9 protein-coding genes are annotated in these 15,257 nt (G+C 65.0%); 5 read left to right on the top strand and 4 right to left on the bottom strand.

Features of this window, described 5'->3' with window-relative positions:
* Positions 1-2: 2 nt before the first annotated feature.
* The 4 genes from ABIB00_RS30705 to ABIB00_RS30690 all read right to left on the bottom strand — a co-directional run bounded on the left by ABIB00_RS30705 (position 3) and on the right by ABIB00_RS30690 (position 8,712).
* Complete coding sequence (locus ABIB00_RS30705; protein WP_354106940.1) at positions 3-983, bottom strand: LLM class flavin-dependent oxidoreductase; 981 nt, start codon at positions 981-983, stop codon at positions 3-5.
* Positions 980-1,711, bottom strand: a complete 732-nt coding sequence (locus tag ABIB00_RS30700; RefSeq protein WP_354106939.1) for a 4'-phosphopantetheinyl transferase family protein — start codon at positions 1,709-1,711, stop codon at positions 980-982. The genes ABIB00_RS30705 and ABIB00_RS30700 overlap by 4 nt, the downstream gene beginning before the upstream one ends.
* A gap of 232 nt (positions 1,712-1,943) precedes the next feature.
* Complete coding sequence (locus ABIB00_RS30695; RefSeq protein WP_354106938.1) at positions 1,944-2,117, bottom strand: hypothetical protein; 174 nt, start codon at positions 2,115-2,117, stop codon at positions 1,944-1,946.
* Positions 2,118-2,259: 142 nt separating this feature from the next.
* Positions 2,260-8,712, bottom strand: coding sequence for a non-ribosomal peptide synthetase (locus ABIB00_RS30690; RefSeq protein ID WP_354106937.1), 6,453 nt, complete (start codon positions 8,710-8,712; stop codon positions 2,260-2,262).
* Between the two features lie 142 nt (positions 8,713-8,854).
* On the opposite strand from ABIB00_RS30690, the gene ABIB00_RS30685 reads away from it, so the two are divergent.
* From ABIB00_RS30685 to ABIB00_RS30665, 5 genes are all read left to right on the top strand, one after another.
* Complete coding sequence (locus tag ABIB00_RS30685) at positions 8,855-12,325, top strand: ATP-binding protein (RefSeq protein ID WP_354106936.1); 3,471 nt, start codon at positions 8,855-8,857, stop codon at positions 12,323-12,325.
* Positions 12,322-13,113, top strand: coding sequence for a protein-L-isoaspartate O-methyltransferase family protein (locus ABIB00_RS30680; RefSeq protein ID WP_354106935.1), 792 nt, complete (start codon positions 12,322-12,324; stop codon positions 13,111-13,113). The genes ABIB00_RS30685 and ABIB00_RS30680 overlap by 4 nt, the downstream gene beginning before the upstream one ends.
* Before the next feature lie 92 nt (positions 13,114-13,205).
* Positions 13,206-13,586 (top strand): hypothetical protein, encoded by a 381-nt coding sequence (locus tag ABIB00_RS30675; RefSeq protein ID WP_354106934.1) that lies wholly within the window; start codon positions 13,206-13,208, stop codon positions 13,584-13,586.
* A complete protein-coding gene (locus ABIB00_RS30670) occupies positions 13,586-14,188 on the top strand; it encodes a DUF6036 family nucleotidyltransferase (protein WP_247441127.1) in 603 nt (200 codons plus the stop codon). Before ABIB00_RS30675 ends, ABIB00_RS30670 begins: the two co-directional genes overlap by 1 nt.
* Before the next feature lie 109 nt (positions 14,189-14,297).
* The gene (locus ABIB00_RS30665) at positions 14,298-15,251 is read left to right on the top strand and encodes a DUF6492 family protein (RefSeq protein WP_354106933.1); all 954 of its coding nucleotides are present in this window, start codon (positions 14,298-14,300) and stop codon (positions 15,249-15,251) included.
* Positions 15,252-15,257: the final 6 nt, after the last annotated feature.

Raw genomic sequence — 15,257 nt, 5'->3', positions numbered from 1 at the left:
CCTCAAAACATCCCGCTCGCCGCGAGCGCCTTGCAGACGTGCTGCATCTCGGTCTCGTCTGCGACCATGTCGAGCATGATCGTGGTCAGCCCCTTCGCCGCAAACTCCTTCAGCTTCGCGCCGACCTCGGCGTAGCTGCCTACGAGGTAGGGGCAATCGGCCTGGAAGGTCAGGAACGGCAGCAGCCAGTAACCATTGTCCGCGAGCTCGCCGCTCTGGCCCTCGAAGAGGCGCCGCTTCCACACGGAATCGCTGTTCTCCACGGTGAGCGCGAGCAACTCACGATCGTCGGGGTTGTCGCGGAAACGCACCTTCGCCGCTTGCCGGGCTTCGTCGCGTCCCTCGCGCGCAAAAATTCCAAAATTCATGCCTGATACATCGAGGCCGCCTTCGAGATCGGGCGGCAGCATCTGCATCTTGATGCAGCCGGTCTCCTTCGCCACGCGCTGTGCCGGCTCGGACTGGCCGGCGACCAGAAATTCCGGCATCAGCTCCGGCGGCAGGCGCGGCCGCAGTTGCAGATTGCTTGCGCGGTAGAACCGGCCCGCGAAAGTCGCTGGCCGCGGGCTTGCCAGCAATTGGCGCATCAGCGCGACGAATTCGCCGAGCCGGACATAGCGGTCGGCATGCGACTGCTCGTCGCCCAACCCCTGCAGATCGCTGACCGCGGTGCCCGTGATCATGTTGAGATAGACCTTGCGGCCGTGGAGCTGCGCAAAGGACGAGACGAATTTCGCCGCCGTGAACGGGTGCATGTAGACCGGATTGACCGCGATCAGCGGCGAGGACCGCGTCGTTTCTGCCATGATGTGCTGGGCCATCGCCCAAGGCTCGACGAACACGTCGTTGCCTTCGAACAGAAGGATGCCTTCAAAGCCGTTGCGGTCGGCAAACTGGGCCACCCGCATCAGCTCGCCGACATATTTCTCGGGATCGCGGTTGCGCGAGATCGCCGGAAAGACGCGCAGCCGCCGCGGCGTCATTCAGCCGCTTCCTGGAGCGGCCAGGCATTGCGGGTGATGGGCAGGCCGCCGGTGGCGCGGGAGCCGTCGGCGATCGCGAGGCGATGCGAGGGCGACGGCGAGAGTAGCTGGAATCGCCACCCTTGCGGATCGTCGGCGATATCGGGCTTGAAGCTGATCTCGATCGCCTCTCGCGACACCTGCATCGCGAAAGCGTCGAGCGGCAAATTGAGGCCGAAACCTCTGGCCTTCAAATAAGCCTCCTTGAGCGTCCAGTAGTCGAAGAAGCGCTCGATCGCGGCGGGCTCCGGAAGTCCGCGCAGAGTTTCGACTTCTTCCGGCGCGAAGAACCGAAGCGCGGTGGACAGCGGCGCGACCCGCCGTGACACGGTCTCGACGTCGACGCCGACGGTCTCATGCCCTGACACGACGCAGGCAACGCAGCCATCGGCATGGGACAGGCTGAAATGCAGCGCGCTCGAGATCTTGGGCGATGCGACAAACGGCCTTCCGTAACGCCCGGCCGCAAATGACCAGTCGGTGGGCGCGACATTCGGCGCGACGTGCGAGAGCGCAAGCCGCAACATCGCGTGCGCGAAAATATACTGCCGCCGGTGCCGTTCGAACTTGAAGCGGTCGGCTCGTACCCGTTCGTCGACCGAGAGCAAACGCCGGCACGTATCGACCGCACCCGGCGCGTCAAAAGTCTCGATCAGTCCGACAAACAGTTCAATCCTGTCGTCTGCCATCAATTGGGCCCATGGCGTCAGGCCGGGGCCAAATCCCCTGCCATGACGGAAGAATCAACTGAGCAAGAATCAACTGAGCGGACCGCTTCTAGCGGTCCACTCGGGCGAATCCTTGTCGATTGCTGGTCGGTTTACGGGCGCAAGCTTGTGCGAGACACCAACTCGGCAAGCGAGCGGCCCATTTCCGAAACTGAAGCCTGAAGATTTCGAGCGGCGTCCGGGCCGCCGAGCCTTACTTCTTCTTCTTCTTCTTGGCCTTCTTGGAGCTGCCGAGCATCGAAATGCTGGCGTCGACGTCCTTCAGCGCGGACTGCAGCTTCTTCTTCTCGGCGCCGAGCAGCTTCTGCAGGGCCTTGCGGTCCTTGTCGCTCAACGAGGCGCCCTTGGTAAATTTGATGAAACCCATAACTAACGCTCCCGGTTGAAAATAATCGTCCAAATCAAAACGCGAGAATAATCTTGCGCGGTGGCGCCAAATAATCAAGATGCAACTTGGTCATTCACAGCTATGGCGAGTGAACCCGTATTCGCCCGTGCTTTGCGGCCGGTCATCCCGCCCTGCGATTGAGCAATCGGCCGAGCGGCGCGTTGGGTTGAGCGACGGCGGCCCCGAGCAGCGCGACGAGATCCTCCATCCACAGGCCGACCGTAGCGCCATCGAGCAGCTCGCTCTTGTAATTGCATGAACCGGTGATTCCGGTCGGCCGCTCCTTGAGCATCAGCGACAGCCAGGTCTGGTCGATCGGCAGCACCGGCTGGCCTTCGCGCGCGATGTTGCCGATCGACGCTGTCGTGAGATCGGGCAGATCGAGCGGCTGGCGCAGCGGATTTTGCAGCGTGAAATAGACCTGGAGCAGCGAGGCCGGATTGACCCCCTCCTGCTCCAGATGATCGGCCAGGATGTTGAACGGCAGCTCCTGGCGCGCATACGCGTCGAGCACGCTCTGACGGACCCGGGCCAGGGCCTGCACGAACGACAGCTCCGGCGTGATTTTGGTGCGAACGATCACCGTGTTCTCGAACGGACCGACGATCCGGTCGGTGTCCGGCTGGGCGCGATTGGCCATGGCGGTGGCGATCGAGATGTCGTTGTGGCCGGTCCGCGCCAGCAGCAGGGCTTTCAGGCCGGTCAGCAGGCACATGAACAGCGTGCAATTGTGCTGGCCGGCGAACGCGGTGAGCCGGCCGATCAGCTCACGTTCGAGACTGACCGGACGGTGTCCCGTGGACGCGCCCGGGCTTGATCCCCCGTCGAAAACGGGTGTCGCCCCGCGCAAATTCTCCGTCCATTCGGCCGCCTGACGGCGGGCGGCATCGGTGCCGCACCACCAGTGCTGCCAGCGCACCATGTCTGAAAAGGCCGGCGGCAGTTTCGGCAGCGGCACCGACGGATAGCCGGCCAGCGCCGCATAGCGGTTGGACAATTCCTCGAACAGCACGCCGATCGACCAGCCGTCGACGATTGCGTGGTGCAACGTCAGCAGCAACACATGATCGCCGTCGTGGAGCCGCAACAGCCGGGCGCGCAGCAGCGGCGCGCGTGTGGTGTCGATCGGGGCATAGGTCTCCTGTTCGATCAGGAGATCGATCTTGCGGAGCTCCAGCGCCTTGCGCCGCTTGTTGTTGTGGGGCTGGCCCTCGCCGATCGTCTCGACAGTCAGGACACGGCCCAGGGTGCCGGGCGCGGCGATGCGGCTGACGGGCTCCCCGCCGCTCCAGCCGAAACTGGTTCGCAGCGATTCGTGCCGGCGCACGGCGTCGTCGATCGCCTGCGCCAGGGCGGCCAGATTGAGCGGCCCCTGGAGACGAAAGGCGAAAGGCAGGTTGAACAGCGGCAGTCTGGGAAGATTCTGCTCGATCCGGAGCATCTGGTCCTGCGCGATCGAGAGCGCGGGAGGGCCGCTTTCGGCCAGGCTCGCTCTCGCCAATCTTGCTGCGCTTGCAGCCGGCTTGCGCGGCTTTGCCGCCGCGGCCTCGTCGATCCGCCGGGCAAGCTCTTCGATCGTCGGCGCCTCGAAGATGGTCTTGATCGGCAGCGACACGCCGAGCGCACGGGCGACGCGCGCCATCGCCTGGCCCGCCAGCAGCGAATGGCCGCCGAGGTCGAAGAAATTGTCGGTGACGCCGAGGCTCTCGACCTTCAGCAGGTCGATCCAGATGTCGGACAGCACCTTTTCGGTGAAGCCCCGCGCCGGCACGGCCGCATCAGGTTCGGGCGCTTCCTGCTGCGCCGGCGCCAGCAGCGCGGTCCGGTCGATTTTGCCATGGGCGTTGAGCGGTACCCGATCCAGGAACAGGAAGGCGGACGGGATGGCATGGCCCTGCAGCCGGCTCTTCAGGAATTCGCGCAGCTCGCTGGCGCTGCTCCGGCTGCCTGACCTTGCGACGACATGGGCGATCAGCCTGACATCGCCGCTTGCTTCGCGACGCGGCTCGACGATGCCGGCGCGCACACTCGGATGGTCGGCAAGCGCGTTCTCGATCTCCTTGAGCTCGATACGGTAGCCGCGAACCTTGACCTGATGGTCGGCGCGGCCGAGGCATTCGATCGTGCCGTCGGCGCGGCGGCGGGCTAGGTCGCCGGTCCGGTACAGCCGGCTGCTTGCTTTGCGCGAGAACGGATCGGGCAGGAAGCGCTGCCGGTTCTGTGCGGGGTCGTTGACATAGCCGCGGCCGACACCGGCGCCGCCGATGCAGAGCTCACCGGTCACGCCGACCGGTTGCGGCTGCAGGCCTGCGTCGAGCACGTAGAGCTGGGTGTTCGGCAGCGGCGCGCCGACCGGGACATTGCCCGTCGTGGTCGCCGGCGGCTTGGTCAGGCGATGCAGCGAGACGTCGTCGGAACATTCCGACGCGCCATAGGCATTGATCAGCGGCACTTTCGGACAGCGCGCGAACCAGGCCTTGCAGAGATCGACCGGCAGCGGCTCGCCGGTCGAGATCAGGAGGCGCAGCCTCGCAAAGGCGCGTCGGATCGGTGCCTCGTCCATGCGATCGAGGATCACGCGCAGCAGCGATGGGACGATCTCGAGCACCGTGATGCCCTCGCGCTCGATCTCCCGCGCGAGCAAAATCGGGTCCCGCACGGTCGCGCTGCCGCAGACATGAACGCGCGCGCCGACCATGGGCCCCGCGAGGAACTGCCACACCGAGACGACAAAGCTCTGCGGCGCGGTCTGCGCGATCACGTCCCGGAACGAGAGGCCGAGCTCGGAGATGAGCGAGGCCAGATGGTTCGAAAGCCCGCGCTGCTCGATCATGACGCCCTTCGGCGCGCCGGAGGATCCGGAAGTATAGATGAGATAGGCGAGGCTGGAAGCCGTGCGCCGCGCCGCGCGGGCTGGCTTGGTCACCCCTGGCGTGATCGCGTCTTCGAGCGCGGCAACCTGGATGCGCTCGACCAGCGGTTCGAGCAGCGCCTCGACCATGGATGACTGCGCGCGTCCGGTCAGCAGCATGCGGGCACAGCTCGATCCGAGGATGGTCGCGAGCCGTGCCGGCGACTGGTCGGGATCAAGATTGAGGAAGGCCGCGCCCACCCGCCGCACGGCGATCATCGCGGCGAGCAGGTCGGGCCCGCGATCCGCAAGCAAGGCGACCACGGCCTCGGCACCAACGCCCTCCCGGGCCAGCCAGCGCGCGGCCGCCTGGCTGCGGCGCGCCAACTCGCGATAACTCAGGGATGTGCTGCCGTCCGACACCGCGATCGCGTTCGGCGTTTTCCTGGCTTGACGGTCGAAGCGTTCGCTTAGGTTGTCGCGCGTGGTGACATTGGCCGGCACGCCGCGGCCTTGCGCCAGCAGCTGCCGGCGTTCCGCCGCGGTCAGGAGTGGCAGGTGCGAGATGCGCTGCTCCGGATTGGCGATGACGGATTTGAGCAGAGTCTTGAACTGAGCGGCCATGCCCTCGATCGTCGCTGCGTCGAACAGATCGGTGGCATATTCGAAGAATCCGGTGAAACGACCGTCGGCCTCGACCAGTTCGAGCGTGATGTCGAATCGCGCCACCTTTGGATCGATCTCGATCCGCCGCGTCGACAGGCCGGAGAAACGTGCCGCCTCGATCGATGCGTTCTGGAGGATGAACATGATCCGGAACAGCGGATTGCCGTCGCTCCGGCGCGCGATCTGAAGCGCGCGCAGGACTTCCTCTATCGGGAGGTCCTGGTTGCGGTAGGCATCGAGCGTGACCTGCCGCACCCGTCGCAACATGTCGCCGAAGCTCGGATCGCCGCCGAAATGGTTGCGCAGGATCAGGGTGTTGGCGAACAGCCCGATCAGCCGCTCGCTCTCGATCTGGTTACGGTTGGCGATCAGCGATCCCGTCGCGACATCCTCGTGTCCGGTGTGGCGGAACAGTAGGCACTGGAACACCGCGAGCAGGGTCATGAAGGGCGTGACGCCCTGGTTCTGGCTCAGCGCACGCAGGTCGGCCGACAGAGTCCTGGAGAACTCGAGATAGCGACGGGCACCGTGTCCGCTCCAGACCTCCGGCCTTGACCGGTCGGTCCGCAGCGGCAGCGTGGTGACGCCGTCGAGCTGCGCCCGCCAGTAATCGAGTTGCTCCTTGGCGGCCGGCGTGTGCGCCCAGCTCTGCTGCCAGAGCGCAAAGTCGCGGTACTGGAAGGCGGGCGAAGGCGGTGCCATCACGTCGTTCTTGCGCGCTGCCGAATAATGGGCGGCGAGTTCTTCCCAGAACAGCCGCTGCGACCAGCCGTCGGTGACGAGGTGATGGACGTTGACCACCAGCGCGTGGCTGCTTTTGTCGAACGACAGCAGCGTGACCTTCAGCGGCGGCTCGCGCGCAAGGTCGAACGGATATTGCGCGAGCTTGAGGGCCTCGCGCCTGATCACAGCAGCTCGCTTGTCCGCGGAGCAGGGCTTGAGCTTGATCCGCTCGAACCGCGGCGGCGATTGCAGCACAAGCTGCGCCGGCTCACCCTCGCGTTCGACGAAGACCGACCGCAGTGCCTCATTGCGCGCAGCGACCGCAGTGAGGGCGGCAGAAAGCGCGGCGACGTCGACCTGGCCCTTGAGGAGCGCGACTTCGACGACGTTATAATTGTAGCGCGTTGGGTCGAGCCGCGAGAGCACGTGCATCCGCTGCTGCTGGAACGACAGCGGCGCGTCTGTTTCCGCGGCTTTGCGCCAGGCCGGCAGCATCGTCTCGCGATGGGTTGTGGCGGTCTCGACCCGGGCCGCCAGGGCTGAGACCGTGGCGCAATCAAAGATGTCCTCGAACGAGAAGACGACGTTGAAACGTTCGCGCAGGCGCGAGCGCATCTGTGTGGCCGCGAGCGAGTCCGCGCCGAGCGCAAACACGTCCTGATCGACGCCGACCTGCGGCAGCTCCAGCAGCCCGGCCCAAATCCCCGCGAGCTGGGTCTCCAGTTCGGTTCGTGGCAGCCGCGTCTCGTCGCCGCCGTCCACTGTCACGACCAGCTCGGCGAGTGTATTGCGCTTGACCTTGCCACTGGCGCCTTTCGGCAGCGTGGCGACGCTGCGGATCAGGCTCGGCACCTTGTAGGCCGCGAGCCGTTTCCGCGCGAACTGGCGCAACTGATCCGAGGTCGCCTCGGAATTCGGCCGCAGCACCACGACCGCGGCGACATTCTCGCCGAGCTTCTGGTGCGGGACGGCAAAGACGCCGGCCTCCAGCACCGCAGGATGGCTGAGCAGGACCTCTTCGACCTCCAGCGGCGAGATCTTCTGCCCGCCGCGGTTGATAACGTCCTTGATACGGCCGACGATGAAGAGATAGCCGTCGGCGTCGAGATAGCCGAGATCACCGGTCCGGAACCAGCCGTTGCGGAAGGCCGCCTGTGTTGCCGCCTCGTCATTATAGTAGCCGCGGCTCATATTCGGTCCGCGAAGCATGATTTCGCCGTGCTCGCCGCTCGCGAGCGTACGGCCAGTCTCATCCATGATCGCGATCTCGGGGCCCGCGGCGCGGCCGACCGATCCGGCCTTGCGCAGCTCGAACGGATTGGCCGCGATCTGCGAGGCCGCCTCCGTCATGCCGTAGGTTTCGAGCACGGGAACGCCGAACGTCGCCTCCAGCCCGTCGAGGATCGCAGGCGCAAGCGAGGCGGAGGCCGAGCGGATCACGCGCAACGACGACGATCGGGCGAGGTCCGGGTTCGCTTCCGCCGCCGTCAGCAGCGCGCGATGGATGGTCGGCACTGCCGTGTACCAGGTGGGTTGCAGCTGCCGCATCGAGCCGAAGAAGGAGGATGCGTCGAAACCGTCGGTGCAGATCACGCTGGAGCCCGCAGCCAGCGCCGTGAGCAGACCGGAAATCAGACCATGGGCGTGAAACAGAGGTAGCGCGTTGAGCAGGCGATCGTGCGACGTCAGCGACAGCACGCGGCTGGCGTTGTAAGCGGAGAGGCACACATTGCGGTGCGTCAGCGGTACCATCTTCGGCCGCGCTGCCGTGCCCGATGTCAGCAGGATGAACGCGTCGTCGTCGCCGCGCGAGGTGCCGCTGTTGTTTGCCGGCCCAACCGCCGGTCCGATGAACGTGCAGCCGCCGAGATCGTCTTGCAGCCCCGGCATGAAATCGATCACAGCGATATCGAGCGCTTTCGCGACGTCACGGCTCGCCGAGTTCGTGTCGGCCCGGATGATCAGCGCCGTCAACTTCAATTCGCTGAAATAGCGTTGCAACTCGTCCGCCGTCAGGTCGGGATTGACAGGAATGCAGGCGCAGCTCGAGGCGACCGCGATCAGGGCCAGTGCGCTGTCGGCGCCACGCGGCAGCGCAACCGCAACCCGGTCGGAAGGGACTATGCCGAGCCCGCGCAGCGTACGGACGAGATCCTGCGTCCGGTCGCCAATCGCACCGTAGTTGAGGACCGGCCGGCCAGGGGCGAGGAGGGCGGGCGCCGCCGGCGCCTTGCGGGCATGGAAATCGAGAAGGCCGCCGATATCCGCGAATATCTTCGTTTCGGCCGTTGTGCTGGCTGACCCCTGCGGCGCTGGGAATGTGACGTCCGACAATTCCGTTCCCTTTTGATCCGATTGGGCTATTCTTCCAAGAAGTAAGGGAACGCGTCCAGTCTGAGGTGAAGTTTTGGCCCCAAAATCTGTGGTTGAGGGGCCCTTAGCGCTTCGACGGAGTGATGGTCGGGCAGAAATCACCATGCTGGAGAATGAGCCGGTCACGGGAACGGAAGGCGGGCTGAAGCGCTGGCTCGAAGGCGTCGGTCTCGGCCACTATACCGATCTCTTCGCAGAGCACCGTCTCGATCTCGACGTCATGGGAGATCTGACCGAATCCGATCTGGTCGAGCTCGGATTGCCGCTCGGTGATCGGAAGCGGCTCCAGCGGGCCATGACCGCGTTGTTCCGGGCCGAAACAGCGGAGAGGTCCGACGCGGCGGCTCGCCCTCAACCCCGCACGGAAGTCGGGGCCGAGCGGCGTCAGCTCACCACCATGTTCTGCGACATGGTGGATTCCACTTCGCTGTCGGTGCAGTTCGATCCCGAAGACGTGCGCGACATGATCGCGAGCTTCCGCGAAACCTGTGTCCGCGTGGTGAAGCACTACGAGGGTTTTGCCGCTCGCTTCGTCGGCGACGGTATTTTGGTCTATTTCGGCTATCCGACCGCACATGAGGACGACGCCGAGCGCGCGGTGCGCGCGGGGCTCGAGATCGTGCGGGTACTATCGACAGCGCGCGCGGTCGAGCCGCGTGGTGCGCTCAGCCACTCACCCGCCGTCCGCATCGGCATCGCGACCGGTCTCGTCGTGGTTGGCGACCTCGTCGGACAGGGCACCGAAGAGCGCGACTCCGCGGTCGGAGAAACCGTCAATCTCGCCGCGCGCCTCCAAGGTCTGGCGCCGCCCAACGGTGTGGTGATTTCCGCCTCGACCCAGTCGCTGCTGAAGGGGAAGTTCGACTACCGCGATCTCGGCGTCCACGCGCTGAAGGGTATCTCGGACAAGGCGCAGGCCTGGCACGTGATGCGGGCGTCGCGGGTGGAGACCCGCTTCGCCGCTGCCATGGGCACGCGGCTGACCCCGCTCGTCAACCGCGAGGAAGAGATCGCGCTACTGATGGGCCGCTGGCAGCAGGTCAAGGAGGGCGACGGCCAGGTCGTGGTCAAGTTCGGCGAGCCCGGCATCGGCAAGTCGCGCATCATCCAGGAAATCTTCGAGCGGATCGCGGGCGACCGCCATGGACAGGTCTCGTTCCAGTGCTCGCCCTATTACACCTCCACAGCGTTCTATCCGTTCGCCGAGCAGCTCAAATTCTCCCTTGGCCTCGATCGTGAGGATGCGTCCGCGCAGTCGCTGGCGAATCTGGAGATCGCGATCTCCGCCGCTCATGGCGACATCGAGCAGGTTGCGCCGCTGTTTGCCGCGCTATTGTCCATTCCGATCGGTGACCGCTATCCGCCGCTCGAGCTGTCGCCGCAGCAGCAAAAGGATGCGACCGTCGCCGCGCTGGTCAATCATTTCCTCGGCCTTGCGCGCGAGCAGCCGCTGGTGATCGCATTCGAGGATTTGCACTGGATCGACCCGACTTCCCGCGAGGTGATCGATCTCCTGGTCGACCGGGCACAGAACCGGCCGATCCTGGTGATCATGACAGCGCGCACCGAATTCCAGCCGAGCTGGAGCGCCCATTCGCACATTACGACGCTGGTGCTGAACCGGTTGAGCCGGCAGTTGCGCGCGACGCTGGTCGAGCGCGTGGCGGGACGCGAGCTTCCCAAGGAGGTCGTCGAGGAGATCATCGTCAAGACCGACGGCGTGCCGCTGTTTCTGGAAGAGCTGACCAAGACGGTTCTGGAATCCAACCTCCTGACCGAGCGGCACGGGCGCTACGTGCTGTCGGGCCCGTGGCGGCAACTCGCGATCCCCGCGACGCTGACGGACTCGCTGATGGCGCGACTGGACCGGATGGGGCCGTTCAAGCGGATCGCGCAGATCGGCGCCACCATCGGCCGCGAATTCTCCTACGAGACGCTGCACGCGGTCGCCAATACGCCCGCCGAACAGATCGAGGCCGCGCTCAATCATCTGGAGGAGGCCGGGCTGATCATGCGCCGCGGCCATCCGCCGGACGCGCTCTACTCCTTCAAGCACGTGATGATCCAGAACGCCGCGCATGCGAGCCTGTTGCACAGCGAGCGGCGCAAGCTGCATTCCCGGATCGCCCAGGTGCTCGCCGAGATGTATCCGGAGAAGACCGAGCGCGAACCGGAGCTGCTCGCCCATCATTTGACCGAATCCGGCCAGAGCGAGGGTGCCGCCAGCTTCTGGCTCAAGGCCGGCAAGCAAGCGGCCAAGAGCGGCGCCAATCTGGAGGCGATCGGCCATCTGCGCCGGGGCTTAAGCGTCGTCCAGGCCAATGCGCGCATGCAGGGCGCCGACGAGATGGAGCTCGAGCTGCGCATCGCGCTCGGCAACGCGTTGATCGCCGCCAAGGGCTATGCCGTGCAGGAGGTCGAGGAGAACTACATCCGCGCCCTCGAACTCGGCCAGCAGCTCGACGACGACGAAAAGGCCTTCGCCGCCACGCGCGGGCTCTGGGTCTGTCATTTCATCCGCGCCGATCTCACCCGCGCGCACGATCTCAGTGTCGAGCTGTTGAAATTCGCCAAGCGCGAGCGGCTGAACGAGCGGACGCAGCCGGCGCAGCAGACCGGCTATCTGATCGAGGCGCACCGCTCGATCGCGATGACCATGCTCTATCGCGGGCGCTTTGCCGCGTCCCAGCATCATTTGCACCGTTGCATCAACCTCTACAGCCCCGATCTGCACTCCGACCTGATGGAGCGGCACGGCACCGATCCCGGCGTCGTCTCGCTGTCCTATCTCGGCTATCTCCTGTGGTTCCTCGGCCGGCCCGACGCGGCGCGCCAGCACAGCGAGCAGGCGATCGCGAACGCCGAGAAGATCCGCCACCCCTTCACGCTCGCCTTCGCGCTCGTGTTCGGCGCCTATCTCTGCCAGCATTTGCGCGATGTCGAGGGCACGCGCGACCACGCCAACCGCGCCATGATCATCGCCACCGAGCACAACTTCCTGCACTGGAAGCAGCAGGCGGCGATCCTGCGCGGCTGGGCGCTGACGCAGCTCGGCGAGGCCGACGAAGGCCTCAGCCAGATGCGCTTCGGCCTCGACGAATACGAGGCGATGGATTCCTGGCTCGCCGGCTGCTGGTTCCGCTGCCTGCTCGCGGAGGCCTACGCCAAGGTCGGGATGCGCGACGCCGCCTTGCGCGCGCTGGACGGTGCGCTCGCGACCGCGCGACGGACCGGCGACCATTCCTACCTCGCCGAGGTCTACCGCCTGCAAGGCGAGATCACCCTGTCGGACAGGAATCCGGCCTCGGTGCAGGAGGCCGAGGAGCTGTTCGGCCTGTCGCTGGAGATCGCCCGCAAGCAGGGCGCGCTGTCCTGGGAGCTTCGCACCGCCGTCAGCCTCGCGCGGCTGTCGCACCAAGCCGGCAAGCGCGAGCACGCAAGCCTGCTGCTCGCGCCGATCGTCGGCAAGTTCAGCGAGGGGTTCTACACGCCGGACCTGAAACAGGCGATGCAGCTGGTCAACGAGCTCGGCGCGGACGCGCCCGTTCGTGAACAGGCCGATCCCGCGCGATGAGCGATCTCGCCGCCGCGCGTGCGCGTTACGTGGAGCTGATCGCAAAGCGCGAGCGGATCTCCTCCAAGCGCCTGCTCGAAGCTCTCGCCATCGTTCCGCGCGAACAGTTTCTGGCGAAGGGACCCTGGCGCATCAAGAGCGAGGCGGCGCGCGGCTATCGGCTGACGCCGGATGCCGATCCCGTTCGTCTCCAGGACAATGTGCTGGTCGCGATCGATGCGCGCCGCAAGCTCGATACCGGACTGCCGAGCCTGTGGGCGCACTTCATCGATTTGCTCGACGTCGGGGAGAAGGACCGCGTGGTCCAGATCGGCTGTGGGCTCGGCTATTTCTCGGCAGTGCTTTCGGAGATCGTGGGCCCCAAGGGCAGGGTGCATGCAATCGAATGCGACGCGCGGCTTGCGGCGCGCGCCGCGACCTATCTTCGCGCCTATCGCAACGTCGTGGTCGTCCATGGTGACGGATGCGAGGACATCGGCGAACCCGCCGACGTGATCATCGTGCATGCCGGATTCTCGTCTCCGCATCCGCTCTGGCTCCGCTCGCTCCGCCCCCGCGGCCGCCTTCTGGTGCCGCTGACCCAGCGGGACCGCGAAGGCGCTGCCCTCAAGATCACCCGCAAGGGCAAGGGGTTCGAAGCCGAGGCGGTGCAGCAGATCCGGATCTTCCCCGGCCAGGGTCGAGGTGTGACCGCGCTGGACGACCGCGTCGCCGATTGGTGGCAGCGGGCCTCCGCCCTGGCGCCGCTACGCTTTTGCGGCATCGAGCAGGGGCTGCCATCGGATTAGGTCCGCCGAGCCAAAGCGGTAACTATCGGGAAGTTGCGCCCTTTTTTGTTCCTGGCAGGTCGTTTATATTCGAGCTGGGTCTGGATGAACGCATGAAGGATGGCTTAAACGAGGGCCTGGTTGGCGACACCGCGAAGCTGATGATGCATCGGCTGATCGTGCGGAGACTTCGTCGCGACCCATCTCTCGTGGAAAAGGCCAAGGCAGCTCACGCGCGTCAGGCCGATCAATTCTACGATTGGCCATTCGTACGCGAATGGCAGGAACTGCTTGCTCTTCCGACCGGGGAACTTGCGTCAAGACTGACCAGTCGCGATCGCGAGATGGTGCGGCTGCGCAACTCGTCCCCGTTCTATCTCGTCGAAGGTGTTCATTTCGGCGACTATGACGCAAGAATTCGATTGAGGAGAGCGGCGAGACGTGTGGCCGAACGAGCCCTAGGCACTCGCGCTCTTTCCTCCAGAGGGCCGTGATGTCCGAGGGCAGCCCGCGGCGTACCTTGGATGATCTGCTTAGGGTCGTAAGGGCTCTAGCCTACGAATTCGAAACCGACACCGTGTTTGTGGTGGGTAGCCAGGCGATTCTGGCTTCTATGCCGGATGCCCCCGAGGCCGCGAGAGAATCGCCGGAAATCGACGCATTTCCCGCAAATGCGAGAATCTGGGAATTGACGGAAGCCAAGCGAACGCGTGACGGAGTGCAGCCGATAGCGTCCGAACATATTGACGGCCTCTTCGGGTCGGAAAGCCCCTTTCATCGCACCTATGGCTTCTACATCGATGGTGTCGACGAGACGACGGCCAAGCTCCCGAGAGGCTGGCAGAGCCGAGCGCTTAGAGTACAAACCGAGGTCGCGGGACGGACGGTGACCGGCGTAGTGCCTGCGCCGGAAGACCTCGTCGTGTCCAAAGTCGCCAGATTGGATGAGAGGGACAAACGGTTCGTCAGCGCGATCCATGGCGCGCGGCCTTTGGACCTGGAGCTGATTGAGCAAAGGATCCGTAAAACGGACCTTGATCCCGCTGTAGCGGAGCGAGCGATCGCCTACATCAGAAGCCTGAAATCTCGAGGCTAGTCTTTTCCGCGGTCGCGCTTTGTTTCACTTTACCTTGATTTGAATCGTGAGTTTCCAGCACCTCGCAATGCAGCTATGACTACGGCCTGATCGCCATTCGAGCGTGCCCATGCATTCCGTTGCCCTGCTGACTGCCAGCTACGCCAAGGATATCGAGCGCTTTTCGCTGCTCAGCGAGAGCATCGACACCTGGTTGACGGGCTACACGCGGCATTATGTTCTCGTTAACGATGAGGATGTGCCGCTGTTCGCGCGGTTCGCTTCCGACAAGCGGGTCATCGTTCCGGCTTCGCATTACTTGCCGAAATGGCTCTGGGCGCTGCCGCCGGCTCTCCAGTTCATCAGCAAACGGCGCGTCTGGCTGTCGCTGCTGTCGTCACCCGTCCATGGCTGGCACATCCAGCAGATCCTCAAGATCGCCGGCGTCCTCAATGCGCCGGAGCAGCGCGTCTGCATCCTGGATTCGGACAATCTGTTCTTCCGCGAATTCGACGTCGGTCGATACGCCGGCGCCGAGAAGACGCCGCTGTTCGTTACCCCGAAGGCCATCAGCGCCGATGCGCCCCTGCACGGCCTGTGGCTGCGCACGGTCGACCAACTCCTCGGCGTGAAGGACAGGTCCTTCCCCGCGGACGATTATGTCGGCAACGCGCTGGTCTGGGACAAGGACACCGCGCGCGCGATGACCGACGCGATCAAGTCGGCAACGGGATTGAACTGGGTTCTGGCACTGTGCCGGAAGAAGAAGTTCTCGGAATATCTCATGTACGGCCATTTCGTCGCGAACTCGCCCGCGCATCTGGCCGCCCATCGGGTCACCGAAGACAGCATCGCGGTCTCGCATTGGGACGACACGCGCCTCGACCGCCCGGCCATCGAAGCGATGATGCGCGCCGCTTCGCCCGAGCAGGTCGCGCTCTGCATCCAGTCCTATTCGTCGACCTCGATCGACGACATCCGCGATGTGTTCCGGCTGAACTCGCGCGACCGTCGCGGTCCGAGCCTGTCGCCCGATCACATGGGCGATGCGGTTGAATTTGAAGTACCGACCAAGACGCGCTGAAGAACA

Origin of the sequence: Bradyrhizobium sp. LB14.3 (assembly GCF_040547985.1) — a bacterium.
In the GTDB taxonomy this organism is placed as follows: Bacteria; Pseudomonadota; Alphaproteobacteria; order Rhizobiales; family Xanthobacteraceae; genus Bradyrhizobium.
This window is presented reverse-complemented; position numbering and strand designations above follow the sequence as displayed.

Excerpts from the sequence above, each read along its gene's own strand:
- ABIB00_RS30675 (WP_354106934.1), top strand. The coding sequence starts at position 13,206 with ATGAAGGATGGCTTAAACGAGGGCCTGGTTGGCGACACCGCGAAGCTG.
- ABIB00_RS30685 (WP_354106936.1), top strand. The coding sequence starts at position 8,855 with ATGCTGGAGAATGAGCCGGTCACGGGAACGGAAGGCGGGCTGAAGCGC.
- ABIB00_RS30665 (WP_354106933.1), top strand. The coding sequence starts at position 14,298 with ATGCATTCCGTTGCCCTGCTGACTGCCAGCTACGCCAAGGATATCGAG.
- ABIB00_RS30680 (WP_354106935.1), top strand. The coding sequence starts at position 12,322 with ATGAGCGATCTCGCCGCCGCGCGTGCGCGTTACGTGGAGCTGATCGCA.
- ABIB00_RS30705 (WP_354106940.1), bottom strand. The coding sequence starts at position 983 with ATGACGCCGCGGCGGCTGCGCGTCTTTCCGGCGATCTCGCGCAACCGC.
- ABIB00_RS30700 (WP_354106939.1), bottom strand. The coding sequence starts at position 1,711 with ATGGCAGACGACAGGATTGAACTGTTTGTCGGACTGATCGAGACTTTT.
- ABIB00_RS30670 (WP_247441127.1), top strand. The coding sequence starts at position 13,586 with ATGTCCGAGGGCAGCCCGCGGCGTACCTTGGATGATCTGCTTAGGGTC.
- ABIB00_RS30695 (WP_354106938.1), bottom strand. The coding sequence starts at position 2,117 with ATGGGTTTCATCAAATTTACCAAGGGCGCCTCGTTGAGCGACAAGGAC.